Annotated in this window: 27 protein-coding genes and 1 tRNA gene; 12 read left to right on the top strand and 16 right to left on the bottom strand. The window is 61.7% G+C overall.

Annotated features, from left to right (window positions below; all coding sequences use genetic code 11):
• Positions 1-11: 11 nt before the first annotated feature.
• A complete protein-coding gene (locus FHT08_RS16125) occupies positions 12-1946 on the bottom strand; it encodes a hypothetical protein (protein ID WP_166775743.1) in 1935 nt (644 codons plus the stop codon).
• Positions 1947-2254: 308 nt separating this feature from the next.
• Between FHT08_RS16125 and FHT08_RS16120 the strand changes: the two genes are divergently transcribed.
• A complete protein-coding gene (locus FHT08_RS16120; RefSeq protein ID WP_166775741.1) occupies positions 2255-3655 on the top strand; it encodes a site-specific integrase in 1401 nt (466 codons plus the stop codon).
• Positions 3656-3662: 7 nt separating this feature from the next.
• On the opposite strand, the gene FHT08_RS16115 is transcribed toward FHT08_RS16120, so the two are convergent.
• Positions 3663-4634, bottom strand: a complete 972-nt coding sequence (locus tag FHT08_RS16115) for a hypothetical protein (protein WP_166775739.1) — start codon at positions 4632-4634, stop codon at positions 3663-3665.
• Between the two features lie 35 nt (positions 4635-4669).
• Entirely contained in the window at positions 4670-5179 is a 510-nt protein-coding gene (locus tag FHT08_RS16110; RefSeq protein ID WP_166775737.1) for a hypothetical protein, read from the bottom strand.
• Positions 5180-5482: 303 nt separating this feature from the next.
• Between FHT08_RS16110 and FHT08_RS20080 the strand changes: the two genes are divergently transcribed.
• On the top strand, positions 5483-5707 hold the full coding sequence (locus FHT08_RS20080; protein WP_243849061.1) for a hypothetical protein: 225 nt from the start codon (positions 5483-5485) through the stop codon (positions 5705-5707).
• Positions 5707-6051 (top strand): hypothetical protein, encoded by a 345-nt coding sequence (locus FHT08_RS20075; RefSeq protein WP_243849060.1) that lies wholly within the window; start codon positions 5707-5709, stop codon positions 6049-6051. Before FHT08_RS20080 ends, FHT08_RS20075 begins: the two co-directional genes overlap by 1 nt.
• A 126-nt stretch (positions 6052-6177) precedes the next feature.
• Here FHT08_RS20075 and FHT08_RS16100 read toward each other — a convergent pair whose 3' ends face one another.
• Entirely contained in the window at positions 6178-7050 is an 873-nt protein-coding gene (locus tag FHT08_RS16100) for an abortive infection family protein (RefSeq protein WP_166775735.1), read from the bottom strand.
• 269 nt (positions 7051-7319) lie between these two features.
• On the opposite strand from FHT08_RS16100, the gene FHT08_RS16095 reads away from it, so the two are divergent.
• Positions 7320-7544, top strand: coding sequence for a hypothetical protein (locus tag FHT08_RS16095; RefSeq protein WP_166775733.1), 225 nt, complete (start codon positions 7320-7322; stop codon positions 7542-7544).
• 3 nt (positions 7545-7547) lie between these two features.
• Here the strand turns inward: FHT08_RS16095 and FHT08_RS16090 are convergent, their stop codons facing one another.
• From FHT08_RS16090 to FHT08_RS16080, 3 genes are all read right to left on the bottom strand, one after another.
• The gene (locus tag FHT08_RS16090; protein WP_243849059.1) at positions 7548-8045 is read right to left on the bottom strand and encodes a hypothetical protein; all 498 of its coding nucleotides are present in this window, start codon (positions 8043-8045) and stop codon (positions 7548-7550) included.
• A 73-nt stretch (positions 8046-8118) separates the two neighbouring features.
• Positions 8119-8508, bottom strand: a complete 390-nt coding sequence (locus FHT08_RS16085; protein WP_166775732.1) for a hypothetical protein — start codon at positions 8506-8508, stop codon at positions 8119-8121.
• Positions 8508-9368, bottom strand: a complete 861-nt coding sequence (locus FHT08_RS16080; protein WP_166775730.1) for a hypothetical protein — start codon at positions 9366-9368, stop codon at positions 8508-8510. The genes FHT08_RS16085 and FHT08_RS16080 overlap by 1 nt, the downstream gene beginning before the upstream one ends.
• 110 nt (positions 9369-9478) lie before the next feature.
• Between FHT08_RS16080 and FHT08_RS16075 the strand changes: the two genes are divergently transcribed.
• Positions 9479-9865 carry a helix-turn-helix transcriptional regulator gene (locus FHT08_RS16075; protein WP_166775728.1) on the top strand — a complete coding sequence of 129 codons (387 nt, stop codon included), beginning with the start codon at positions 9479-9481 and terminating at the stop codon, positions 9863-9865.
• A gap of 59 nt (positions 9866-9924) precedes the next feature.
• Here FHT08_RS16075 and FHT08_RS16070 read toward each other — a convergent pair whose 3' ends face one another.
• On the bottom strand, positions 9925-10599 hold the full coding sequence (locus FHT08_RS16070; protein WP_166775724.1) for a hypothetical protein: 675 nt from the start codon (positions 10597-10599) through the stop codon (positions 9925-9927).
• 241 nt (positions 10600-10840) lie between these two features.
• Between FHT08_RS16070 and FHT08_RS16065 the strand changes: the two genes are divergently transcribed.
• Entirely contained in the window at positions 10841-11623 is a 783-nt protein-coding gene (locus FHT08_RS16065) for a hypothetical protein (protein WP_166775722.1), read from the top strand.
• A 270-nt stretch (positions 11624-11893) separates the two neighbouring features.
• Here FHT08_RS16065 and FHT08_RS16060 read toward each other — a convergent pair whose 3' ends face one another.
• The 4 genes from FHT08_RS16060 to serS form a co-directional block, all read right to left on the bottom strand.
• Complete coding sequence (locus FHT08_RS16060; RefSeq protein ID WP_166775720.1) at positions 11894-13381, bottom strand: site-specific integrase; 1488 nt, start codon at positions 13379-13381, stop codon at positions 11894-11896.
• 84 nt (positions 13382-13465) lie between these two features.
• Positions 13466-13555, bottom strand: a tRNA-Ser gene (locus FHT08_RS16055).
• 322 nt (positions 13556-13877) lie between these two features.
• The gene (locus FHT08_RS16050; RefSeq protein WP_016903391.1) at positions 13878-14894 is read right to left on the bottom strand and encodes a LysR family transcriptional regulator; all 1017 of its coding nucleotides are present in this window, start codon (positions 14892-14894) and stop codon (positions 13878-13880) included.
• 465 nt (positions 14895-15359) lie between these two features.
• On the bottom strand, positions 15360-16640 hold the full coding sequence (gene serS, locus FHT08_RS16045) for a serine--tRNA ligase (protein ID WP_104605542.1): 1281 nt from the start codon (positions 16638-16640) through the stop codon (positions 15360-15362).
• A gap of 111 nt (positions 16641-16751) precedes the next feature.
• On the opposite strand from serS, the gene FHT08_RS16040 reads away from it, so the two are divergent.
• The gene (locus FHT08_RS16040) at positions 16752-17417 is read left to right on the top strand and encodes an energy transducer TonB (RefSeq protein WP_166775719.1); all 666 of its coding nucleotides are present in this window, start codon (positions 16752-16754) and stop codon (positions 17415-17417) included.
• Positions 17418-17656: 239 nt separating this feature from the next.
• A complete protein-coding gene (locus tag FHT08_RS16035; RefSeq protein WP_166775717.1) occupies positions 17657-18235 on the top strand; it encodes an energy transducer TonB in 579 nt (192 codons plus the stop codon).
• Positions 18236-18393: 158 nt separating this feature from the next.
• Here FHT08_RS16035 and aroA read toward each other — a convergent pair whose 3' ends face one another.
• From aroA to serC, 3 genes are all read right to left on the bottom strand, one after another.
• Positions 18394-19716, bottom strand: a complete 1323-nt coding sequence (gene aroA, locus FHT08_RS16030; protein ID WP_166775715.1) for a 3-phosphoshikimate 1-carboxyvinyltransferase — start codon at positions 19714-19716, stop codon at positions 18394-18396.
• Between the two features lie 127 nt (positions 19717-19843).
• Positions 19844-21034, bottom strand: coding sequence for a prephenate dehydratase (pheA, locus tag FHT08_RS16025; RefSeq protein ID WP_047125565.1), 1191 nt, complete (start codon positions 21032-21034; stop codon positions 19844-19846).
• Between the two features lie 66 nt (positions 21035-21100).
• Positions 21101-22186, bottom strand: coding sequence for a phosphoserine transaminase (gene serC, locus FHT08_RS16020; RefSeq protein WP_104537960.1), 1086 nt, complete (start codon positions 22184-22186; stop codon positions 21101-21103).
• 178 nt (positions 22187-22364) lie between these two features.
• Between serC and msrP the strand changes: the two genes are divergently transcribed.
• Positions 22365-23333 (top strand): protein-methionine-sulfoxide reductase catalytic subunit MsrP, encoded by a 969-nt coding sequence (gene msrP, locus FHT08_RS16015; RefSeq protein ID WP_104537961.1) that lies wholly within the window; start codon positions 22365-22367, stop codon positions 23331-23333.
• Between the two features lie 136 nt (positions 23334-23469).
• Entirely contained in the window at positions 23470-24126 is a 657-nt protein-coding gene (gene msrQ / locus FHT08_RS16010; RefSeq protein ID WP_104537962.1) for a protein-methionine-sulfoxide reductase heme-binding subunit MsrQ, read from the top strand.
• On the opposite strand, the gene FHT08_RS16005 is transcribed toward msrQ, so the two are convergent.
• Positions 24068-24877: an FHA domain-containing protein gene (locus FHT08_RS16005; RefSeq protein WP_104537963.1), complete on the bottom strand. Its 810-nt coding sequence runs from the start codon at positions 24875-24877 to the stop codon at positions 24068-24070. The two genes, msrQ and FHT08_RS16005, sit on opposite strands and share 59 nt — an antisense overlap.
• Positions 24878-25047: 170 nt before the next feature.
• Between FHT08_RS16005 and FHT08_RS16000 the strand changes: the two genes are divergently transcribed.
• Positions 25048-25323: a polyhydroxyalkanoic acid system family protein gene (locus FHT08_RS16000; protein WP_102596972.1), complete on the top strand. Its 276-nt coding sequence runs from the start codon at positions 25048-25050 to the stop codon at positions 25321-25323.
• Positions 25324-25532: 209 nt separating this feature from the next.
• Positions 25533-26087 carry a phasin family protein gene (locus FHT08_RS15995; RefSeq protein WP_104537964.1) on the top strand — a complete coding sequence of 185 codons (555 nt, stop codon included), beginning with the start codon at positions 25533-25535 and terminating at the stop codon, positions 26085-26087.
• Positions 26088-26181: the final 94 nt, after the last annotated feature.

The raw sequence follows: 26181 nt of genomic DNA, 5'->3' as shown, positions 1-26181 counted from the left end.
AGCAATGACTTTTAAAGAACCCCGGCAGCCCTAGCGTCTGCTGTCCTCTGTGAGAAATCTTCCACCGCGGCACTCATGGCTTCCTCTAAAGACCTGCGACGAGCCATCGCGGCCTGTCGCATCTGGAGAATGGCACTGCGGCCGGCCACCAGGTCTGCCTCGATTTGGGCCCTTCTTGCTTGAATGGTTCGATCCAGATCCGCGACCTGCCTTGGATCGATTGAAGAATTCGGGTCGAAGCGGAATCGCGCCTCCTTTTCCTGTCGCCACTTCATCAAGCGGTCGGTCAGCGCAGGCCCAAATCCTGGAACGTTTAGAACCGCATTGCGGTTCACGTCTGCTGCCGTCTCGATGCCAAACGATTCCAGCATGACTTTCTTCGCCGCCCCGACGCCTGGAATAGTGGCCCGCTCGATCTCGAACTGATCCAAGAACTTTTTGCGTGCGATCTGTTCGCGATTGTTAGACAGCGCTCGATAGCGCCTTTCTCGTTCCACCTGCAGACCGGCATGCTCATCCCGCAGCGGACGAAGCTGATTCTGCTTCGCTTGAAGCTGAGTGTCCGCTTGCTCTTGCTTCCATCGAGCGACGAGCCCGTCGTATTGGGCTTTCGCTTGCTTATAGCCGGACGCCAGTGGTGCCAAGTCCGAACGGCCACGGCTGTTGACCCACGCGCCCATCGCCCAGCCCAGACACGCCCACACGGGGGCTAGCACCGCAGAAAGCGCGATGCCAAGCACCACAATAAGCAGCCCCACCAGCCACCCGGTCGTTTTCCAGAAGGTGTGCCTGCGGCCCAATGCTTGAATCTGGGGATTGGCAGGCACTGCCTTCACCTGAGGCAGCGCGTGCATGGGTGGCAACACTGCTGTCGTGATATCTCGCCAGATCGCATCCAGGTTGAAGGGGCCCGAGGCCAGCTTGGGGATAACGACCGCTGCACCACCAAAGAGTGCAATGCCTGCACGTTCAATCGGACACCACGGACACTCAGTAAGCCCATCGAAATAGAAATGGGACGGCCTGGATGAACACCGTTTAAAGTGCTGCTCCAGCTTCGTTAGAGCCTGGACCCAATCTTCTGCCTTTGGCCTCCCACCAGGCTTCGCCCCATCGAAGCCAAAGGCCTTTTCCCAGAGGCCTTCAACCCAAGGCGACGCTGCGGCCGGCGCCGCACTGAGCGGCGGAGGACTCATACGTGTCCGAGCAGTGTCTTTGCCGTAGGCGTAACGGAACTCCGGAATCGCCTTATCGATAGGCATATCGCCCGGCCCACTGTATCGGCCAGCAAAGGGATGCCGACCGTTCATGAGCATCTGAAAAATCAGGACGGCCAAGCCGAAGTTGTCGTGGTTGGCGGTTCGCGTGACTTGTTTGAAGGCCTTTCCGTGGAGCTCGGGCGGTGTGAAGTCCTGGACGCCGACCTCACAGAGGAAGGTGCGCCCTTGATGCGAAATCTGGAAGCTGTCTGTGTCAATCAGCTTCACGGTCGCATCCGATGAAACCCGCACACCGCCGTGATTGACGTCCCCAACCAAGTGACCTGCTTGGTGGATAACCGAGAATGCTCGCGCAGTGTTCAAGGCGGCACGAACCACTAGCCTCCAGTCTGCCTGGGGAAAGTCCGCCAAGCGGCTTTTGGGGCTGTAGAGCTTATGAATGTCCTTCGATGCGCGAAGGTTGGCCATCACAAAGCCACAGACCTTGCCATCGGATTGCCGCAGCACGTCAGTAGGCCAGGCAGTGAGCTGATCCAGCGCAGCGGTCCGAAGGGCAGCCATGGCCACCAGCTTGTCGGCTCTCTCACTGCTTACCGCAGCCAAATAGATTTTGGCAGCCGAGTCCGGCCTCCCCTCTACCTCGAAGACCGTTCCCTCTCCCCCCTTGCCCAGTTGCTTTCCCAGCCGGACCGGTCCGGATTTACCAACCAGAGCAGGTGAAACCACTTAGGCGTCCTCTACTGGCGCCGGTGCGTCTGGCAGCTTCGTCAGCCGACTGGCAAGCAGGAGTGTCTTGTCGTCGTCCGTCCGCTCGCAGATCACAAATGACTGCGATAAATCGACTCAGCTTTCCTTGAAACCCTTGGTTTGTAAGGCGTTTCGCCAGGTAATGGATTAGCGAATCCAGGAAGCACCCCGGAGGGGAGACCCCAACACCTGAGGACTGCGCCGCCACCGCAAATTTTTGTATCGCCCCCGTTGACGAATTTTCGTCCTGTCATATCCCTACTTCCATCTCTCGATGGAAGTGACCCATGACCGCTCTACCCTCCGCAGCACTCAACGATTACATCGCCTCGCCCTTCGGCCTCCTGCATTTGGAAGGCATCCACATTGGTCGCTACCGTATTGACCTCGCTATTATCCGAGGCCGGGAAGCCGCCATCAATCTCCAAGAATGCATCCTCGCCGCGCTCGACGAAACCGGACGGAAGAGCGGCCTGAAGAACAACACACGCTACCCCGCGCAGCTGCCCATGGGCACACCGTCACGCCCACTGGCCAAGGAAATCGAGGACCACCTCGAAGACATGCGCCGCCGGCAGCTCGACCCGAAGACTGTGCAGTCCACAGAGCGCACTTTGAAACTGCTGCTGCTCACCTGCGGCAACATCTCGGCAGCTCGAGTCGACTATTACCACATCCAAGCGCTCTGGACGCTGCTGCGCTGGGCTCCGAGGAACTTGGTGTCGGATCCGCTGCTGAAGGACCTCTCCTTTGACGAGGCAATCGCCCTGGGTAAAGAGCAAGACGTGCCGCCGCTGGCGCCTGCCACCGAGGAGCGACACCGCCGGTTTTTGGTCGCCTTCTTCAACCACTTGGTCAACGGACAAGCCATCGACGTGTCACCGATGAAGGCATTCCGAAAGCCCAAGAAGGACGACACCATCGATCCAGAAAAGGCCATCCGCCTGTTCGAAGACGAAGACCTTCAAACGATCTTTGACCCGGCCAACTTTCTGCCCTGGGCGAAGAAGCCGCAGCATTGGTGGGCGCCTATGCTCGGTTTGTATACCGGAGCGAGGGTCAACGAAGTGTGTCAGTTGAAGCTCACCGACATCATTGAAGAGCGCGGCATCTGGTGCATCGCGTTCCAGAAGACGGTGGACAAGGATTTGGCTGCCGACCCAAAGAAAAAGCGGCGGTGCCGGCAAAGCATGAAGGGGGCGGGCTGCATGCGCATTGTCCCGATTGCCAAACCACTCTTGGATGCTGGCTTCCTCGAGTTCGTAGAGGACATGAAAGCCACCGGACACCCTCGGCTGTTCCCCCTCCTTTCGGCGGGCGTGAATCGCACCACAGGCGAGACTAATGCGCGTTACAGCCAACAGTTCGTGGTGGACTTCGGCCGCTACATGAAGAGCCTAGGCTTTCCAAAGGGCGTGGGATTCCATGCATTCCGCCACACGCTCGCAACCGAGCTCGATGTCAACGATGTTCCAGAGAAGGAGATCGCCTTGATCACCGGCCACAGCACCGATCCCCGCGACCGGGTCCAGGTGCTGCGCTCGCACTACCTGCACAAGCGGCCGCAGGTGACGCGGAGCAAGCAGATCAGCGCCTTGGAGCTTTACCAGCCCGACGTAGAACTGCCGCGCTATCAGCGTGGGCAGTTCGCAAAATGCCTCGCCGATTCAAAGAGGTTCCACCCCTAAAGGGCCGTCACTTGGGTGCCATGGGAGGGTATTTCGAACCACTCTCCCTAGATACGAAGAATGGAGTCCCCGCCATAGTGCCCAGGATGAGACCTCCAGCGCCCTTCTCATCAACCACGTGAACTGGCATCAGATGGAGAAGAGATGGAAGGAGCGCCTCAAGGTTCTTCCGAGAAATTGACAGCCACATTTTGCTCTTTCCCTTGAAGCCTGCGTCAATCACGAGACGAAAGGGCGGGGATTTGATAGATATTTCGATGGTGTTTGATTTCCCAATCACTCCCACCTCATCGGCCAAGGCGGCAGTGCACGCCGCCAATGGAACGCACGCAAACGTGCCTTCCATATACGCCAAATAATGGACCCAGCTAATCTTCTTTAATTCCTTTTTAAGTTCCGAGAGTGCAATTGCCTTAAAGCTTTCAGCGATTTTGAAGCCGTCCTGCTTAAGGCGTGCTTGACTGCACTTAAGTGCATTCGCAAACAGCATCACGAACTGAGTAAACCCCTTTGATGTCTTCGTGGGACCACGCCTTATGTTAAGCGTCCACTTATCCTCTCTCTTATGAACTGTGCCCTTCTTGGCCTGAAAAATTGCCAATCGAGCGCTGCCGGCCCCATCCCAAATCACCAATGCAAAGTCACCGCCAGTCGACGTTTCACTAAGAGGGTCTGCCGCTCCGCCCGACTTCGTATACGTCCCCCAAGATGCAACAGGCTCACTCGAATGCGCGCCTGAATTTCCTATTGAGGGAGGTGAGCTATCGACAGAAATACAATCTGACTGAACTTCGACCTTTTCAGCTTCGCAGAGAACAAGTTGCTCGAGTAGTGGAGCAACAGTGCTGACCCCACCAAGAATGCTCGCTGTAAGCCCTTCTTCGTCAATAAGACCCATTGAAGCCATCGACTGAACTCTGTCCAGAGTCAATCGGAAGGCCGCCCTCAAAACACCTTCATCAGGAAGGACAGGCAACATACACGCACCTCGATCAGAGTTGCGCAAATCGTAACCTATTCTATCGGCAATCCGACCCAACGTCGGAGCTCCCGCCTCGTCTCCGCGGCCCAACCCTCGAGCGCTGGATCGAGCGCCGCCATTGAGTCGAGTATCCCTATATCAAAGTTGCTTTCGCCACGGGGCGCTGCCAGGACCTTTGCGTATTGACCCACCCAGCCAACCTCAAGACGACCCGAAGGAGTCCATTCAACTTCACTAAGCCGCGACTTGAGCGCTGACTTATTATCCAAAAAATAGCTGCGGATGTCGTATAGCAGCTTCGCCCGGCTGGATTCGTCCGCATTGCGGTATATCTGGCGCACAAGATCCAGTTTCCTGCTCTCGTAAATACCCTTAGCCGCGCTCTCCCCCCAATGATCAAGGAATGCACCAGGCCCCGTGAAACAACCATACTCCTTGTTCGATGCTCGCCAGAAGACCCGCAGGCCATCAGCGGTCTCCTCTATCGCCATGTCGAAGTGGGCCAGCATTTCAGCGACATCTTGAGTGTTTGGCAGCTTCACGGCGATCAGTCTCTTGGTTGAATGGACGAGATGCGCGGAAAGCTATTTGCGCGCACGCAACCTAATCCACCTCCTTAGTTTGTCAAGCCATCGCATCCGAATCGGAGGGCCTCAGCATTAACTTCGCGCAGCATTAACAGAGTCGGTCGCACATTCAGCGTCAGTGCGGGGAGACATTTACGTCTCGCACCCTAGCAGGGCTCTACCCGAAGGCCCGCACTGAGGCTGTTCCCTCAGCTTAAGCGGGCCTTCGGGGGCCAGGACTTTCAGGTCATGTGTCGTCCCGCAGGACGCTGACGAGCAATGAACATTCTGAACGTGCTGCTCTCCCCTGACCGGCTGCTCGTCGCGGTCGACACCCTCGCCGAAGATGCCCAGATGGGCCACCACTCGGCGGGCGCAAGACTCTTGCTCATCCCCCAGCACACTGTGGTCATGGTTTGTAGGGGCTCGGCCAAGTTCTTCTTGAAGATCCATGACTTGGCCCTGCGAGCTAGTTTCCGCGCAGACTTCACCCTAGAGGGGTGATGGCGGAGGTCGGGCCGACCATCGACCGGCTGTGGCTGACCCACCTGCAGGCTGCGGACGCATTTTCCCTTCCCTGTCATAATCTCAGGACCGAGCTGATCGTGGGAGGCTGGTCCTCAAGCCAATACCGAATGCTGGCAACCGCCTATTCCAAGCACGCCGTTGAAACGCCGGCTCTGATCCAACCGCTGATGGGTGGAATGGCCTCACCTGGAGAACCGCTTCGGGGTCGACCCGACAGCTTTGATCCGTCCGAGGTGATGAAGGCCGGGGTGCTCCAAGCCACCTATCTGAACGAGAAAACAGGTCGACAGGTCGCAGGGGGTTCGCTATTGGTCGAATAGCTAGGGGAGCGAGAAGTGCGCATCAACGAGTGGCCGTTTGTGCAGCCCGACTTGGTGCGCCGCCAACCCGGGTGGATACGACCGGAGCTGGTCACTGCATCCAGCGACTAGTCATCCTCATTCTGGTCAGAAGGGAATGTCCAAGTCTTGTCGATCAGCGTCGGCCCTGCGAGACCGTTCCAGTGCCTGCCACTGCTGCTCGCATGCCTTGATGAATCGGACCGTGCTCGTGACATTGCTGGCGATCAGCAGAGCCTCGTCATAGGCAAGGACAGGGTTATCGTGTGCCATGGAATGGTTGTTACGAACGTGGTCGAACTGCCCAAAGACCGTGATCGCGGCTTTGAGGATGTGTTCGGCCATCTGCGATGTCAGCAACCCCTTTTCCTTGATCCGTTTAACGTAGGCACCCATGAGTCCGCCCAAAGGCACAGTGCGGTCCTTTGGTATGCCATGGCGCTCACATAGCATCCTTAGGAACTTGACCAGAAAGGTGTGCAATCGGTCCAACCCCTGCTCGGGTTCGTTGCGATTGAAGCACTCACGGGCAGCCTTAGCCACCTTCTGGAAGTCTTGGGTATCGCCCTCGAGCGCTTCTATGTCAGGAACATCCTTCGCCTGGGCCAGCCGCGCCGCGATCAGTTCACACTCTTTAAATAGCGATTGCCGTTCCAGTGCAGGGTTTCCAGTATCCCTACAGTGCTCAAGCAGTCCGTTTATTGCCTGCCCCACCAAAGCATCACTCTCGCGCGTCCAAAAGCTTCTCAGGTGGTTGGCTTTGGAGCTTCCGTTCTCTTCATAGGCTCCGCCGTAGATGTTCCGGCCGACTTCTTCATCGAAGAATCGCGCAAACGTGTTGTTCGAGAAGTCCAATACATATCCGCTATTCATACCAAAGAGATCTTCCAGCTTTCGCTTCTCTCGGGGCGTCAAACTCGACATTTGGGTCAAGTCCTGAAGATTGTTGATGGCATTATCCAAACTCGCCAGGCCTTCCACCAGTCCGTGCGGACCATCGGCTCAAAGCAGACCTCGACCCAGCCATACTAGGGCCGCCCCTTAGGTAGACAGACGCTCCCGCAACGACCTACTGGCAGATAGGGGTAACATCCACGCGCCCACGCTCGGAGCTGCTCGATGACCCACTACTCCCTCGAAGATCACGCGCAAGCCATTTCAGCCTTGGCCTTGCTTAAAGAAAAGTGGGAGAACTACTCCGGGAACAATCCGAACAAGTTCCGTGCGGATATGGAATCCGAAAGGCCAGATTGCTTGCTATCAGCACAGAGCTCAAAGCGGCCGGGCTACTGGAGCGAACCCCCGCGGAAGAACGCGATGCTCTGCTGGATGCTGAGTTTCCGGCCGCTCGCTCCAAGGATGTTGTTACTTGGAAAGGACGGCGCTTCATGAAGCGTTTCAGCCCAGCCGCGACCAGCCTGTCGGGAAATACGGTGATCGCGTGGAATACCTACTGGGAAGAACTCATCGAGTGAACGTCAACCCGGCGGGACCGCGCTACGGTCCCACGCCCTCTTAGCCCATCCGATCACTAGTGCCGGCACGCCAATCACGGCGATGCCGTAGAGGTAGGCCAAGTAGAAGGCCACGGTTGCCAGCTCGCCGTATACCGGGTGGTCTGCGTGGGCCGCCCCGATCCAGCCGCATGCCATGACCAGGACAAGGCCCAGTCCACCTCCGAACAGCGCCCCCTTCCAGAAGCCTCCATGTCGGAAGCAGGGAATACGCCCCGTGCTGAGATGCCAAGCCCACACCTGCTGGGCACGGACATGAAGGGCGAAGCAGAAGCTCAAGAAGCCAAGAATCAGGACGCCTCCGGCCGAGTAGACCAAGCCCAGCAACTGTTTTCCTTTGATGGCCTCGAGGCCACCAGCCAAGAGTAGCAAGCCCAGCGGCCCCAGAATCAAGACCGGCAGGATCATGGCCGCGGGCCCAGAAGGCGGGTTCAGCCGCTGGTAGACGGGCGGGTGGTTCATGCACATTCCTCAGTGGTTAGAAAAGGGCCCAGCGCTTGGCCGGGCCAGACCATCAATGGCAGCAACCGGGTTGTTAGCCGGCGGCGGTTCCTTCATCCGTCACTTCGGATACCCGCCACCCCTCGCCGTCCGGCCGGAACCTCATCCGAAGGTCCAACCGCATTTCCTTGGGCCTGGGCGTGGTGGGCTGTCCACCAATGACGCCCTGCGCCTCCACAGCCCCGGTCACCCGGCACTGCTGGTCACCGTTGGGCATCTTTTCGCAGTCCAGCTCCAGCCCGGCAGCGTCCTTCACTTCCAAGCGCCACGAACGCTGCAGGGTCGCCTGCTGCCCTTGATCGGTGAAGAACCGCTCCACGGCCGTGACAGCGTCTTCCTTGCTTGGCCCCGTTTCACCTCCGCACGCCGCCAACATCAGCGGGATAAGGCAAGCCGACATCCAAACTTTGTTCTGCCCGCGCATTAGAGTTCCTCTCCCTTCTTCTTGGTCAAATCGACACCGATGAGTTCATTGCGGTAGCCCACGTGGACCCGCTCTACTTGTACTTCCGCTTTGGGTCCGGCCTGATCCAACCAGACGCGTTTGACGAAGAACACGATAAGGTCGTCCTTTGCGTCCCGCCCCTGGTGGATGAGGTTGTTGGCCTCGCTTTCGCTCATCCGGATGGGCAGGTGATAGCGGCCTGCATTCTTCGGGGTCCAGACCGTGCGCTGGCTCTTCGCACTGCTAGGCACGAACCCCTCGCCCGTCACTCCACTCACTTGAAAACCGTTGATCCACGGAATGGGCACGTAGATGTCCAAGGTTCCCCTCGCCTGGTCGTAGGTGGGGTGCGGGTCGATGTTGGGCCGCACGGAAAAACGGTGGGTGTTGCGGAAACGCTCGGCTCGGGCATCGAACGCCGCACCATAGGTGCGCTCGATCGCGTTCGTCTGCTGTGCGGTGATGCCATTGGGCCCGTGCTGCTTTGTGTCGATAAGCCATTCGGCATACAGGCACTGCTCCCGCTGCGCCTTGGTCAGACGGTAGGCCGAGCGCGCCATTGCAATCAGCTGCGCATCGCACGTCCGTGCCCCACCCGACCCCGTCGAAGCCAGCCCAGCCCGGACATGCTGTGCTCCGGCCAGCGTGTCTTCATCCTGGTCCCAGTAGGTCCCTGGAGCGTCCTTGTAGGGACTCTTGTTCCTTTCAGCGGACGTTTCAGGAGAGTTCGCAATCGCCCGTCCAATCTGCCGGAGCAGGTTCCCCCCATCCTGTGCCTGCACCACCATGCTTGTGGCCAAGGCGAAAGCGCCCGTGACCACTGCCCACTGCTTCTTCATGCCCACTCCTTGCGCCGGGTTGCGAGAAACTTACGTGTCACGTAGAGTCTACCCGTGGCGTAAGGCTTCCGTCATGCTCCCCGCATGCCTGCACTGCATCGGTTCAGCCTGTGAAGCCCACCACTCCCGCTCCCCGGGACGTCGTGGCTGCGCGCCTGCGTCAAGCCCGGGAACACCGGGGCTTGAGTCAGCGCGAGGTAGGAGTGCGAATGGGCCTAGACAAAGACACGGCATCGGCGCGCATCTCCCGCTACGAGTCGGGAGCAATGTCTATCAGCTTGGAAGCGCTGTTTGAGATGGCCAAGGCGCTCGAAGTGCCCCCGGCCTTCCTATTGGCCAGCACCGCAGGTATGGCCGATGCCATTCTGGCGCTGGGGGAACAGGCGCAGGGCCAGCAGGAACAGCTTGCAAAAGTTCTTGGGGCACTAACGAAGCTGCCGGCCGACGAGCGGGACCAGCTACTGGCAAAGCTATTGACCCGAAGCACCGCTGAATAGCTGGGGCAACGAAACTTCCCTCAGCATCTCCCACTGGGGCTTAGTTTTCCGAGTAAGGATCAGCGAAACTGGCTTGGATACCGCTCGTGATAGAGCTTCCGTGCAAGCTCTGGCATTCGGATCTCCCTTCGAATGGGTGACCCGACCCACAGATCGTAGGCACCTGGGATTGCGGGGAAGATTGCGATCACCCAAGGAGCCCATGGCTGCCAATGCGCGACCGTAGCTATCACGGAACCAGAAACTTGGGAACCGATCAGCACCAGCAGGGCTGCTGTCCAGCCGGCCCATACAGTTGAGTGCCAATGCGCTTCGTCTTCTCGGATTTCCGCCATCTGCCTCTCGACGCCGGCCCTGCGAGAGCCGTCAGGTGCGTCATCGAGCCAGCGGTCGGCAGTGCTCCAACTCACGTGCGTAAGCGAATCGGACTGGCGAGGCTCCGGCAGCATTCCAGGAATGCGCTGAATCCAGCCAATCAAAGTGATGAGCACAGACAGCAGGATGGGTAGTAGCAGAGGCACCGCGACCTTCACCACGGCACCGTAGGCAATCAAGACCAAGACGGTAGCGGCAGGTCGGTCGGAAATGGTCGACCAACGAAGATTCCAAACATTTGTGCCCGTGGAAAGGACGAGCACAATGTCTGCAAGCAGCACAAAGCCGAGCAGGCGCAGCTGACCCCTGTAGTCATGCGCTTTCTCGAGAAGATTCCACTTGTCCGTATCGATGTTCAATGGCGTTCAATCCCAGGCACTGGCATTCAATCACCCGATAGCGACCTCTACACTTGGATCTTGAGCGACTGGCGCAACAAAGCCTAACGACCTGCCATACAGATGATCGGCGTAGAAATCTTCCGGACTTGAGCACCCGGTTTACATAGTTCACATGCCAGTCCGGCCGCCCACTTGAATACATTCACGGCGGAGGCAAAATAGAAACATACCGCACGGATGCAAATCATTGAACACTGCCATGACATCGCTCACCCAGATCCGTTGGCCTGACCACAGCATCGCTATCAATGCCGGCCTGGATCTCCACGCCTTCGCCATGTTCCGAGACGAGGTGGTAGGTCCTTCCCTCGATGCCTTGGAGAGGCGGATCGATGAGATGGAGAAGAGCGACAATCTTGCCGAAAGGGCATTTGGAGCTGACTCTTATGCGGAACTGCATCACCGCACCGTAGAGGGCTTCTTGCTGACGACACAATCCATGCATGAGCGCAGCCTTCGCGGGCTAATGATTGGCATGGCCAAAGCCAAGAAATGGACTTCCGACGAGCAGAGGAAGATCAAGCTTGCCGATTGGTCCACAGGCAAGAAAGGCGTTCCTGCGCTATTTCACAGCCTCTTTGATGCTCCGATTCACTCGTTCGGCGATCCAACCGACTTGAATGTTCTACGGGTATTCGGAAATGTTTTGAGACACGGAGACGGCCCGTCGGCTGAAGAACTGCACAATCTGTGCCCCTCCCTTTGGTCTCAATGGCTGCCTCCAGGAACTGTCCTGGAAGTAGCAGGCATTCAGTTGCGCTTCCCCAAAGACGCCTTGCCACATCCTCTTTTTGAGAACATCACCCTACCGCGAAACCTTTTAGACCAGATGATTGCGACTGTAGTGGGCTTTTGGGAGGACATTGAGTTCGTGCGATGCAACTCCTTCTCAAATAGCAATCGCGGCATTCAAGCCCACCTTGAGGAGCTGACCCGCAATCGAGAGAGTCGCCCTGCTAACAGGATATGGAGCCCAGGCTGATACATTGCTGCGCGACCCTTGAACGGAACAAGGATCTCGGCGCACTCATGCTCAATGCCTTCCAGGCGTCGAAAGTAGGCCCTACGAACGTCAGAGACCAACTGGTGCCTTGATGATCAATCGTTGTCTTTTGGAAGCAAGTTAAGGACGTTAAGTTCGTTGCGATCACCAAGGCGCAGCGGCAGCATGAAGGTGCCAACGCCATAGAAAAATATGAAGATTGTGGCAATCCAACCACAGGTGGGCATCACAACCTGGATCCAGCAAGGATCAGTCCGCAGGCTCAAGTTCAAAGTAAAGCGCCGATAAGCCTGGCGAGTGAACACCCAGGCCATAAAGCTTTTCAGACGTTTTGAACTCCCGGCTGTAGGTGGAGTGGTGCTCGTCATCAAGCTCATGGCCTACGATCTGCGCACGCAGCTCGGATACCACACCAGCCCCCTGCAGCTCCTGGATAAACGTCTTCCTAAGCGAGTGGAAGCCGCGCTTTGCAGGCTCCCAGCCCTTGCCCACCTCTGCCAGATGCCGACTGAAGGCCTTAGTGATCCAGTTGCCTTGCCCATTGACCGCTGTGGCCTTGGCGGCAGGAAACACCCTCGTATGACCTGCCTTGCGCTTTTCATCGATCCATTCCAAGAACCCCATTTTGAGGAGCTCGGGATGGAGGGGCACCGTGCGAATGCTCACCTCAGTCTTCACCTTTTGGTGCTCTCCCTCGTCCGAAATGCGTATGCACGGGATGCCCTCCTCCTCAAACACGTCCTTGATGAGCAGTTGTCCGACCTCTGACGCTCGCGCACCCGTGTAGAGTCCCAAGAGCGAGGCCCAACCGGCCGATTCGGACAGATTGGCGAGCGCCTTGGGGGCGAACAGAGCCTGGATCTGAGCCCTATCGTAGGCCTTGAACCCGAGCTTTTTCCGAGACCGCTTTTCTCTCTGGGAGTAGCTCACGTGGCCGGAAGCAGGGTTGTCGCCACGGGGATAGTGGCCTGACGCCATCGCCCATTCGAAGAACCCGCCTTTCCCACCGATGTAGCTCTGCTTGTTGGTCAGCGTCGGCGTTGATGCGCCCTTCTCCCGCATGTCTTGATACCAGCGGGCCAGGTCCGAACGGGTGATGGCATGGACCTTAATCTTCGGGCACAGGAACGCCACCAGCGCTTCGATGGCCGTCTTCTTGATCGTGTAGGTCTTGGGCAGCGAGGAAGGCTTGAGTGTCGCCAAGAACGCGTCCCGCGCCTTGCCAAGGGTGATCGTTTCGATCGCCGCTGCAGGTGCCCCCGCGGGAGACATCATCCTTTGCGGGAACACAGCCGGCGGCGGAACCATCAAAGAAGCCAACGGAGACTGTTTTGCCACCGCTGCCCCAGCCATTGCCTCCAACTCCATCAGTTGTCGATAGAGCTTGAGGTCCTTGGGGCTGTCGATCTGCCACTGTTCCACCACCGTTCCGTCCGGCTGACGGGTGCGGTTGAGCGTTAGTTCCTGCAGGTTCTCCGCGCTCGTCAGGCGAGCAATGAGGAGGTCAGCATCCGCTTTGCTGAGCTTGGCCACGCGTTGATCCTTCAACTGTGCGAAGAGTCGAGCATAGCCCGACCCCAGCACGACCGCACGCACGTGGGCCTGTGCCAAATCTTTTGTCCGAAGGGTGCGCTTGATCAGCCGGCAATCAAGCACGGCTTGAAGATCAACAGGGACGCGCTGGACGAAAGACCAGCGGCCGGTCGATGACCGGCTCAAGTGATGTGGGATGCGCATGCGAGCGTTTCCTCGACATGCTTCCTGCTTTCCGATCAGCTCAAATATTTGATTTCAATTTCAAATCAACGATTTAAGAGTGATTGGCGGAGAGAGTGGGATTCGAACCCACGGAAGGTTTGACCCTTCGCCGGTTTTCAAGACCGGTGCCTTAAACCGCTCGGCCATCTCTCCGATGCTGCTTTGCGTGACCGCCGAAGGCGTCGGGTGATCACGCTTGCGCCACGCGCGATGCGCGTGACTCATGTCGAAGGACGCCGCATTGCGCGCTGCCATCGACCCGGGATTGCTCCCGGGCGCGCATTCTCGCATGCCCGGACGCGCTTTGCTAAGCGCTGCGTGTTGTTGAACTGCACAGCTCTGCCAAGCGGTTCCGCTTGCCGGGTTACGCAGCGTTCTCGATTACGCAGCGCTGCCAGGCGACAGCGCTGATGTGCCGACGTCGACGACCAGGCGCAGCACTTGGCCGGCTTCGGCCACGACCAGAGGCACAGCCTCAGCCGGCTTCAGCCACGGCCAGACGCGGTGCGGTCGCGGCCGCACGCTTGAGCTTCTCGGCCAGCTCGGCGCAATTGCCGCCGCAATCCAGACGCGAGCGCTCGATTTCCTGCGGCAGGTGTTCGGCCAGGAAGTCGATGAACACGCGCACCGCCGGCAACAGGCCGCGACGCGAGGCGAACACGGCATGGCAGATGCCCTGCGGCAGCGACCAGTGCGGCAGCACCACTTCCAGCTCGCCGCTGCGCACTGCCTGGGCGCACACGGTTTCCGGCAGCATGGTGATGCCGAAGCCATCGCGCGCCATCGACTGCAGCAGCGGAAAATCGAAACCGGCCAGACGCGGCTGCAGGTCCACGCGGCGCATCTCGCCGTTGGGGCCGTGCAGTTCCCAGCGCTGATGCGCTTCGTCCTCGCTGGTGCTCATGGTGGTGTGGTTGGCCAGCTCGCTCGGGTCCTTGGGGCGGCCGGCGCGGTCCAGATACTTGGGGCTGGCCACCAGCAACTCCTGCACTTGGCCGAAGCTGCGCATCACCAGGCTGCCGTCGTCGTCCAGGCGCGAGCGCACACGCAGCGCGATGTCGTAGCCCTCGTTGATGACGTCGACGCGGCGATTGCTGATGTTGAGTTGCAGCCGCACCTTGGGATACTTGGCCAGAAACTCCGGCAACAGCTTGGGCAACTGGATCTGCGCCAGCGAGACCGGAACGCTCACGCGCACAAGGCCACGCGGCTCGGCACTGAGACGATCCACCACTTCGCGCGCGGCCTGGGCTTCGGCCAGCATGGTCTGCGCGTGCCGATGCACGCTGGTGCCGACGTCGGTGACCGCAAAGCGGCGCGTGGAGCGCTGCAACAGGCGCACGCCCAGGTCGGTTTCGAGCTGGCTGATACGGCGGCTCAAGCGCGATTTGGGGATCCCAAGCGCACGCTCGGCCGCGGCAAAGCCGCCGTGGTCCACCACCATCGCGAAGTAGTACAGGTCATTCAGGTCGTGCATGGCGCATGCATCCATGGATAGAACGATAAGTGACATTTAATCACCTTTATTCCAACAGAGCAACGACCTGATACATCAGAAATGTAGTTTCGCGCAGCCGGAACATCGAACTCTTGCGCTCGGACCTCCCTCGTTTTCGCGGCTCGCGTAGCACCAAGCGCAGCTGTCGTCAGGTAGCGCTCGCAAGATCCGCCAGGGTCTTCCAAGCGACGCAACAGGCCGTGCACCATGAAAATGCAAACGGGGCCAGTAACGGCCCCGTTCTTGATCAATATTTTCAACAGCTATCCCACCGCAACTTGGGCAGCTGAGCGGCCGCGCCTACAACATGCCCAAGAAGGCTAACGAGCGAGCCGGAGCTGGCAATCGCCAGTCGAGACTGGCTGCCCGCCCGGAATTGAAAATGAGGATGCACGCACGCCCATTTCAGGCATCGGCCGCGCCCGCCTGGACGTTGCGCAGCCGGTGCCTTGGCCGCTCCTATCCGATCCGCTCGAGCCCGCCCATGTACGGACGCAGCACTTCGGGCACATCGATCGAGCCATCGGCATTCTGGTAGTTCTCCATCACCGCGATCATTGCGCGGCCCACCGCGGTGCCCGAGCCGTTGAGCGTGTGCAACAGCTCCGGCTTGCCGCTGGCCGGATTGCGCCAGCGCGCCTGCATGCGCCGCGCCTGGAAATCGCCGCAGTTCGAGCACGACGAAATCTCGCGATAGGTGTCCTGCGACGGCAGCCACACTTCCAGATCGTAGGTCTTGATCGCAGAGAAGCCCATGTCGCCGGTGCACAGCAGCACCTTGCGATACGGCAGGCCAAGTTTCTCGAGCACCACTTCGGCACAGCGGGTCATGCGCTGATGTTCGGCGTCGCTGTGTTCCGGCGCGCAGGCGGTGACCAGCTCGACTTTTTCGAACTGGTGCTGGCGGATCATGCCGCGCGTGTCGCGGCCACCGCTGCCGGCTTCGGCGCGGAAGCACATGGAATGTGCGGTCATGCGCAGCGGCAGACGTTCAGCATCGATGATTTCGTCGCGCACGATATTGGTCAGTGGTACTTCGGAGGTGGGGATCAGATAGCGGCGCGACTCGCCCACTTCGGTCTGAAACAGATCGTCCTCGAACTTGGGCAGTTGCCCGGTGCCACGCATCGACTCGGCATTGACCAGCAGCGGCACGTTGGTTTCTTCGTAGCCATGCTCGCCCACATGCAGGTCGAGCATGAATTGCGCCAGCGCGCGGTGCAGCCGCGCGACCGGCCCACGCAACACGGTGAAGCGCGCACCCGACAACTTGGCGGCGGTCTCGCCGTCCAGCCAGCCGTGCGGCGCGCCGAGTTCCACATGGTCCTTGACCGGGAAGTCGAACTGGCGCGGCGTCCCCCAGCGCGACTGCTCGACGTTTTCGCTCTCGTCCTTGCCCTGCGGCACAGCGTCGGCCGGCAGATTGGGCAGGCCCAGGGCGATGGTCTCCAGCTTGGCGCGAATCACCTCCAGCGCTTCTTCGGAGGCCTTGAGCTCATCGCCGAAACCGGCCACTTCGGCCATCAGCACAGTGACATCCTCGCCTTTGGCCTTGGCCTGACCGATCGCCTTGGACTTGGAATTGCGCTGACTCTGCAGTTCCTGCGTGCGCACCTGGATGCGCTTGCGCTCGCTTTCCAGCGACTCCAGTTCCGCAGTGTCCAGGGAGAAACTGCGCGTGCTGCGCAGGCGCTCGGCAAGGTCGGCGGGATGTTGACGAAGCAGGGCCGGATCTAGCATCGGGAGTCTGTGTGTCGGTAGGAAGCGCGAGATTATCGCCTGTTCCGCCACCTGCTGCGATCGATTCACCGCCGCTATGCCAGAATTGGCCCGATCCTTCAGGTGAGCCCTATGCCCGCGCCCCGCCCTGCATCCGATCGTCAGATCGTCCTGCGTCTGCCCCGCCACACCCTGAAAATTGCCGGCATTGCCTTCGTCGCCGGCCTGCTGCTGTTCCTGCTGGTGTGGGCCACCGGCCGCAAGGACGACTTCTACAAGGCCTCGCCGGCCCAACCGGCTGCAGGTGCGCAGGCCGACGACAACATCCAGCCGCTGCCCGCGCCGCTGCCGGCCCAGGACGGTGCCAGCGACATGCCGCAGGCCAAACCGCCGGAAGAAACCCCGACACTGGTGGAAACCGCGCCTGCAGCCACGCCCGCGCCGACGCCCTTGCCGGAAGACGCGGTTGTCGGTGCGCCGGGCAACGCAGCACCGGCGAACGCCGCGGCGGCTGCAGGTGGAGATCGCCCGGTGCCGATGCAGGGCCAGATGCCGCCGCCGCGCTATCCGTCGGCCGCATTGCGTCGCGGCGATGCCGGCGATGTGGTGGTGCGGGTGGACGTGGACGCAGCGGGCAATCCGGGCGGCGTGACGCTGGTCCAACGCAGCGGCTCGCGCGATCTGGATCGCGCCGCGATGGAGGCGGTGCGTCACTGGCGCTTCCATCCGGCCCAGCGCAACGGCCAGCCGGTTGCCGGCAGTCTGGATATCCCGTTCGAGTTCAAGCCGGCGCAGTAAACCCGGCCGATAAGCCGCGTCGTGCGCACCGCAGACCAACGACGGCCAAACTGCCGCAATCGACGAATATCACTGCGCATTAACCGGACAAAGCGGGTCGAACCAGACCTTGACTCGGCTTGACCAAGCTGAATGTCTACCGCCATTTAAACCTTCCTAAGTGCCCTGCCTTAGCTGGGCCTCAGGCAAGGCTGACCAGACTGACCACGTCATCCCAAAGATGTGCCAGGAGGCCGGCCATGTCCTTCATCTCCAATCCCTCTTCACATCCCACGCAGGCATTACCGCATCGGCCCGCGCACGCTGACGACCGCGTACGCGACGACACTGCCGACGGTGCCTCGCCATGGCTGTGGGCGACACTGCTGGCGGTACTGGTAGTACTGCCGACCTGGTGGTGGGCCCGACACAGCGACGAATCGTTTGCGACCGACACGCGTCCCGTGCCTGCAGCCAGCCGCCAGATCCTGCCGACCTCGGAGGGCGCGCTTACGATGACCATGATCGCGCACCCACCCGCACGCGCGCCGATCAGCACCCAGGAGGCGATTCCGCTGCCGGGCAATGCAATGCCGAAGTATCCGTCGGACATCGCGCAGGCCGGGATCGAAGGCCGCCGCACCGCGCGCCTGCAACTGGATGTGCAAGGCCAGGTGAGCGATGTGACCATCGTCGATCGCAGCGGCAGCAACGACCTGCGCCTGGACGCAGCGGTGATGGATAGCTTGCGCCAGTGGCGTTTCGAGCCGGCCACCCGCGATGGCCATGCCGTCGTCAGCAGCGTGCAGGTGCCGGTGGAGTTCACGGCAGAGCGCTAAGTGGGATCATCGACCAAGCTGAATCGCAGCATCGCTGCGCTGGCTGCAATGCGGCATTCGAGCGTCGACCGCCAAGCGTTACTCAGCCACCACGATTTGGTCGAGCAGTCCTCATCCGCTGAGGACTGCATGCTTTTCTACCGAAGCTGTCTCGCTACTCAGGCCGTTTCAAGCCCGAAACCGGCACCCCGCGCCAAGCTATCAAAGCCCGGGAACGAGGTTGCGACATTGGCCACGTCGTTGACCCGCACGCTGCCGGTAGACAGCTGCCCGGCAATGGCAAACGCCATCGCAATGCGGTGGTCGCCATGGCTTTCGATCACGCCGCTGCCGATGCTGCCGATGCTGCCGCCATGAATGGTCGCGCCATCCGGGGTTTCGTCCACCTGCACGCCCAGCGCGCGCAGCCCGGTGGCCATGGCCGCAAGGCGGTCGGATTCCTTGACCCGCAGTTCGGCAGCGCCGGTAACCACCGTCTTCCCGGTTGCGGCAGCGGCAGCCACGAACAGCGCCGGGAATTCGTCGATCATGTCCGGCACCAGCGCTTCGGGAATTTGTACGCCCTGCAATGGCGCATAGCGCACGCGCAGATCGGCCACCGGCTCGCCGCCATGTTCGGCATGACGTTCTTCGGCGATATCCGCGCCCATCAGCCGCAATGCCGCGAGCAACCCGGTGCGACGTGGATTCAGGCCCACCGCCCGCAGCAGCACGTCCGAGCCGGGAATGATGCTGGCTGCCACGATGAAGAACGCGGCCGACGAAAAATCGGCAGGCACTGCAATATCGGTCGCACGCAGACGCTGACCACCGCGTAGCCGCGCCTTGCCGGGCGAGAAATCGATCTCCACGCCGAACGCGGACAGCATGCGCTCGGTGTAATCGCGCGTGGGGTGCGGCTCGCTGACCGAGGTCTCGCCCTGCGCATACAGGCCTGCCAGCAGCACTGCGGATTTGACCTGCGCGCTGGCGACCGGCGAGACGAAGTCGATGCCATGCAAGGTCTGACCGCCGCGCACACGCAGCGGCGGGGTGCCGTCGTCTTCCGTGTCGATGCGCGCGCCCATCTGTGCCAGCGGGCCGGTCACGCGCCGCATCGGGCGCTTGGACAGCGACGCATCACCGACCAACTCGCTGTCGAAACGCTGCGCCGCCAGCAGGCCGGCCAGCAGACGCATGCCGGTGCCGGCGTTGCCACAGTCCAGCGCCTGGCCGGGCGGCTGCAGGCCATCCACGCCGACGCCGTGCACGATGCGCTGCGACGCCGACGGCGTGTCGATGCGCACACCGAGCTGGGCGAAAATGGCTGCGGTGGAGCGCGTGTCTTCGCCCTCGAGAAAGCCGTCGATCTGCGACACGCCATCGGCCAGCGCGGCGAACATCACCGCGCGGTGCGAAACCGACTTGTCGCCGGGAATGGCCAGGCTGCCCTGCAATGCGCTGCCCTGCCGGGCGATCCAGTGGTGCGTGCTGCTGCTCATGCGTGTGATCCGGTTGCTGCGGCATCGCCAGGTTTGGTGATGCGTGTTGAAGAGTGTGGTGGCGCTGCCGTCACCTCGGCCGGCGACGGCGCGCCAGTTGGGACCGCGCTGGCGGGACGCCCTGCGCTCAGGGGATGGCGACCGGGTAGGAGCCCAGCACCTTGATCTGCGCCGAGTGCGCTTCCAGTTCGGCCAGCGCCTGCTTCATCGCCTCGTCTTCCACGTGACCGGCCAGGTCGATGAAGAAGCCGTATTCCCACTTGGCCTGATGCGAGGGACGCGACTCGATGCGGTTCATGCTGATGCCATGCCGCGCGAACGGGCTGAGCACGTCGAACAACGCACCCGGCTTGTCGTGGATGAACACCAGTACCGAGGTGCGGTCATGCCCGGAGGTAGGGAAGATCTGCCGGCCGATCACCAGAAAACGCGTGGTGTTGTCGTCGTCGTCTTCGATCGACTTCATGATGACTTTCTTCAGGCCATACACATGCGCGGCACTCTCGCCACCGATCGCCGCGGCATCTTCGGCATTGCGCGCGCGGCGTGCGCCTTCGGCATTGCTGGAGACGGCGATCTTCTCCACTTTTGGCAAGTGCGAACGCAGCCAACCGGCGGTCTGCGCAAACGACTGCGAATGCGCATAGATGCGCTCGATGTCTTCCAGCCGGCCGTTGCGCGAGAGCAGGTACTGGTGCACGCGCAGCTCGACTTCACCGCAGATTTTCAGGTTGGAGGTCAGGAACATGTCCAGGGTGACCTGGATGGTGCCTTGTCCGGAATTCTCCACTGGCACCACGCCGAAATCGGCATTGCCGGCTTCCACTTCCTGGAACACTTCCTCGATGGTGGCCATCGGCAGGCCGACTGCCGAACGGCCGAAATGCTTTAGCACCGCCTGCTGGCTGAAGGTACCTTCCGGGCCGAGATAGCCGATCTTCAGCGGCTCCTGCTGGGCCAGGCATGCGGACATGATTTCGCGATACACGTGCACCAGCACTTCATCGCTGAGCGGGCCTTCGTTGCGGTCCACCACCATGCGCAGCACCTGCGCCTCGCGCTCGGGCCGGTAGTAATCCACCGCCGCAGCGAGCTTGCCCTTGGCCTTGCCGACCTGATGGGCGAAGTTGGCACGTTCGGCGATCAACGCCTGGATGGTGCGGTCGATCTCGTCGATCTTGGCGCGCACATCGGCCAGCACCGGCGCAGCCGTGGCAGGCTTGGTCGCGCCTTTGTCAGCGGAGTTGGCCGCGGACTTGCCTGCCGGTTTGGTCTTGCCGCCGTTGGCGGCACTGGGCTTGCTGGACTTGGGAGCCATTGCTCGGCATTCCTTGAAATTACGGCGCATGCGCCTGCGCGGCATGCGCCGCGGTCGAATGAAGATTCAGCCGTGACGCTGCTGGAAGTCGTGCATGAAACGCGCCAGCGCCTGCGCGCCCGCCACCGGCATCGCGTTGTAGAGCGAAGCGCGAATGCCGCCGACCGCCTTGTGCCCCTTCAGCGCCAGCAGACCGGCCGCCCTGGATTCGCTGACGAACAACGCATCCAGCTGCTCGTCGGCAAGGAAGAACGGGATGTTCATGCGCGAGCGCACCGCCGGCTTGACCAGATTGCGGTAGAAACCGCCGGAGCCATCGATCGCGCCATAGATCAGCGCGGCCTTTTCGGCGTTGCGGCGGGCGAACTCCTGCACCCCGCCCTGCTCCAGCATCCACTTCACGGTGAGTCCGAGCAGATACCAGTTCCAGGTCGGCGGCGTGTTGAGCATCGAATCGCGGGCGGCATGCGAGGCATAGTTGAAAATGTCCGCACGCGGCTGGCCGGCGCGTTCGAGCAGGTCGCGCCGCACGATCAGCACGGAGATACCCACCGGGCCCAGATTCTTCTGCGCGCCGGCGTAGATCAGCCCGTAGCGCGATACATCCAGCGGTTCGGAGGCGATCGACGAACTGAAATCGGCAAACAGCGGCAACGTGCCCACGGCCGGCGTGTCGCGGAACTCGACGCCGTGGATGGTCTCGTTGGCGGTGATGTGCACATAGGCCGAGTGCGGGGACAAGGTCCAACCAGACACCGGCGGAATGTCGGTGAAGCCGCCCGCCTGCCCGTCTGCGGCGATGCGCGCATCCACATAGGTGGCCGCCTGCTTGATCGCGGTCTTGCCCCAGTGGCCGGTGATCACGTAGTCGGCAGCCTGGCCGGGTGCGGCGAAATTCAGCGGCAGCAGCGCCTGGATGGTGGTGGCGCCACCGGCGGTGAACAGCACCGCGTAGTCGTCGGGAATCGACAACAGGGTGCGCAGGTCGGCTTCGGCCGCGGCCGCCACGGCCATGAAATCGCCGCTGCGGTGGCTGATTTCCACGATCGAGGCGCCGACGCCGTTCCACTCGACCATCTCTGTCTGCGCCTGCCGCAGGACCGATTCCGGCAATGTCGCAGGGCCGGCACTGAAATTGAACGCGCGTGTCATGGCACACCTTGTCGAGCTAGCCTTCTAGTATGCCGCAGCGCACCGGCCTTGGCAGCGTTGCAGAAAAGTTGCATGTGCATCCTTCTCATCGGCGTCGACGTATGGTCTGGTTGGATCATCGGCAGCGCCATCACCGTGGTCCGCTATTCTCATCAGCAGCCACTGTCAGGAGCGAGCCATGTCCCTTCGCGATGTCTTGAAGACGCCGTCCAGCGAGATCACCGATGAGGCCGTCTACCGCGACCGACGCCGGCTGCTGCAGCTGTTTGCGCTGACCCCGGCGCTGGGCATGGCCGGCTGCGCCGAGGCCGATCCGCCGCCCCCGCCCAAGACCGTGGTGACCCCGGCGCAGGCGCGCAGCGGCTTCCGTACCGCCGAGGAACTGACCCGGCTGGAAGACGTCACCAGCTACAACAACTTCTACGAGTTCGGCACCGACAAGACCGACCCGTCCAAGGCCGCCAAGACCCTGAAGCTGTCGCCGTGGTCGGTGAAGGTCAGCGGCGAGTGCGAAAGGCCCGGCAGCCTGTCGCTGGACGAGTTGCTCAAGGGCATCAGCGCGCAAGAACGCATCTACCGGCTGCGCTGCGTGGAAGGCTGGTCGATGGTGATCCCCTGGACGGGCGTGCCACTGGGCGAGGTGCTCAAGCGCTTCGCGCCGACCTCCAAGGCCAAGTATGTGGCGTTCACCACGCTGGCCGATCCCCAGCAGATGCCGGGCGTGCGCTACCGTTCGATCAATTGGCCGTATCGGGAAGGCCTGCGCATCGACGAAGCCATGCATCCACTGACCCTGCTGGCCACCGGCCTGTACGGCAAGCCGCTGCCGCAGCAGAACGGCGCGCCGCTGCGGCTGGTGGTGCCGTGGAAGTACGGCTTCAAGAGCATCAAGTCGATCGTGGAGATCCGCTTTGTCGAGAAGATGCCCGAGACCGCGTGGCACGATCTGCAGCCCTCCGAATACGGCTTCTTTTCCAACGTCAATCCGGCGGTGGATCATCCACGCTGGAGCCAGAAGACCGAGCGCCGTATCGCCGGCACAGCCAGCAAACTGTTCGCCGAACGCGTCGCGACCACGCCGTTCAACGGCTACGCGGACCAGGTCGCCTCGCTATATGCGGGGATGGACCTGAAGAAGTGGTTCTAGGCAACACACAATCTGACATCCACCTGTCGTAGGAGCGCACCTGGGCGCGACTGGCTTTGCTGGCCATGCCAGTCGCGCCCAGGTGCGCTCCTACGTTTCATGCCCGCGCGGCATCGCTTCCTTACTTCGAGATCGCATGGCCAAGACCTCCGCATCCCTGATCGCCGCCAAGACCCTGGTGCATGTCGCCGCGCTGACGCCGATCGCCCTGCTCGGCTGGCAGTTCTGGCAGGTATGGCAAACCGGCAGCGACGCGCTGGGCGCCGATCCGGTGGCCGAGATCGAGCACCGCACCGGGTTGTGGGCGCTGCGCTTGCTGTTGATCACCCTGGCGATCACGCCATTGCGCCAGCTCACCGGCCAGGCGACGTTGATCCGCTTCCGGCGCATGCTGGGGCTGTACGCGTTCTTCTACGCCAGCGTGCATCTGGCGGCCTACCTGAGCCTGGATCTGCGCGGCTTCTGGACGCAGATCTTCGAGGAGATCCTCAAGCGTCCCTACATCACGGTGGGCTTTGCGGCATGGCTGCTGCTGGTGCCGCTGGCGATCACCTCGACCCAGGGCTGGATGCGGCGGCTCAAGCGCAACTGGAGCCGCCTGCACATGCTGATCTACCCGATCGGGCTGCTGGCGGTACTGCATTTCTGGTGGCTGGTGAAATCCGACATCCGCGAACCGGCGCTGTATGCCGGCATTCTGGCGCTGCTGCTGGGCTGGCGGATCTGGAAGAAACTCAGCGCGCGCCGAACCACAGCAAGGCGCTCAACGCTGCCGCCAGCAACACTGCGCTGAGCAGCAGCCATGGCCAGCGCGCGACCTTGACCGGCGCACGCGCCGGTTCGCCAGGCGCGCGTGATGGCGGCAACGGCTCCGGCTCGGGGATGTCCCAGGTGGTGCCGTGATGGATGCGCGGCACTTCCACGACAAAGCGGTGGCGGGCATCGAACACGACCTGGTCGCCGGCCTGCAGCCAGCCGTCGCGCACCTGCACGCCGTTGATCCAGCTGCCTTCTTCCGAGCCCAGATCGCGGATCAGCACGCGGTCGCCGTGGCGTTCCAGACGTGCATGCTGGGCGGCAAAGGCCGGGTCGTCGATGACGATGTCTGCCGCCGGGTCGCTGCCGACCAGGCGCGAGCGGTCCAGCGTGAAGCTACGCCCATGATGGCGTCCGCCCAGCCCGCGCAACAGCAGGCACACCTCGCTCAGGCCGGCATCGTCGTCTGCAGCATCGTTGGCCGGCGCGCTCGACGGCGCACTGCGCAGGAGCATCTCCACGCCGTCGGCATAGATGGCGTCGCCGGGGCGCAGCAGCGCCATGCGCCGTACCGGACGTCCGTTGACGTGGATGCCGCGGATCCCGTTGGCCACCTGCAGCCACAGCCCGCGCTGATCCAGGCAAAACTGCGCCAACAGCAGCGCGCCCTGCGCATCGGCAACCACCCGCACGCTGCCGGAGGCATGGCGGACGATCCGGTGGACGCCGGGTTTGAGGGAATGATCCGGCTGCTGCCGGTGGGTGAAATGAACTTGCAGATCGCGCACCCGCCGCAGACTAGCAGGTTTGCCACGCGCAGCGGCCAACAACGACCGGCGTCCAGCCGACGTGTGCCCATACCGAGGCGTCGTCGCTGCCCGCCCCGCGTGCGCCGCACTTGGAGCCGGGCCCGCGCATGCGCACAATGCGCGCTCCTTTCGTCTTTCCCATGGAACCCATGTCCAGCATCGATATCCGCCACGACCATGCCTTGTCGCCGGCCCAGGCCCGCGCAGCGATCGACGCGGCGGCACGCAAGTTGACCGATCGCTACGGCGTCGCCTCGCATTGGGAAGGCGATACCTTGCGCATCGCGCGGGCCGGCGTGGATGGGGCGATCGCCCTGCTGCCGCAGCAGGTCCATGTCACCGCCGAGCTCGGCTTCCTGTTGTCGGCGATGCAACCGATGGTGGAATCGGAGATCCGCCGCCTACTGGCCGAAAAACTCGCCTGAGCATGCGGTGCCGTTGGTCCGGGGTGCCGTTGGTCCGGGGTGCCGTTGGTCCGGGTCGCCCGACCATGCCTGGCCGCGCCGGTGCTTCAGCGACAAGTCACCCGCGCAGCCCATCGCAGGCGGATGCTCTGAGGGTGCTTCACCTGCCCGATGCAGTGCCGGGACTAGGGTGAAGGCAACGTCACTTTGGCAACCCACAGGAGCATTCCATGACGACCGGATACGATCAGAACGGCAAGCGCGACGACGCAGCGCACGGCTTCCAGGCGCAGGCGGAACAGATTTCGCGCCGGCTCGGCGAATCGGCGCAGACGGTGTGGCTGGCCGGGCTCGGTGCACTGGGACGGGTGCAGAGCGAGGGTGGCAAGTTGTTCGATTCGCTGGTGCGCGAAGGCGCGGCGTACGAGCGCAGCGGCCAGCGCAAGGCGGCCGAAAGCGTCGATGAGCTGCGCGAAGAGGTGGAAACCCAGTTCGAGCAGGCGCGTGACACCGCCGTACGCGGCTGGGACAAGCTGGGCAAGGCCTTCGACGAACGCGTCAAGGGCGTGCTGCGCACGCTCAACATTCCCGAGCAGGACGAACTGGAAAACCTGCGTCGCGAGGTGGAATCGCTCAAGGCCCAGGTGCGCGCCAACACCGCCGCGACCAAGCGCGCCAACCGCACCGCCAATCAGGCGGCGCAGGCCGCCAGCAGCGACACCACTGGTGCAGGCCCCGCCAGCGGCAGCTCCGGTCCGACCGGCACTGCGTTCGATGATGAATAAGCCAGCTCGACAATGTTGCAAAGCAGCATGATTTTTTAGACAATCGGGAAGGACCCGCCAGTCCTGTAACACGAAGTCCGTTTGCTCCCCTCCC

The organism is Xanthomonas sp. CFBP 8151, assembly GCF_011761885.1.
In the GTDB taxonomy this organism is placed as follows: domain Bacteria; phylum Pseudomonadota; class Gammaproteobacteria; order Xanthomonadales; family Xanthomonadaceae; genus Xanthomonas; species Xanthomonas arboricola_B.
Note: the sequence above shows the minus strand (reverse complement) of the source record. Positions and strands in the feature narration are given on the sequence as shown.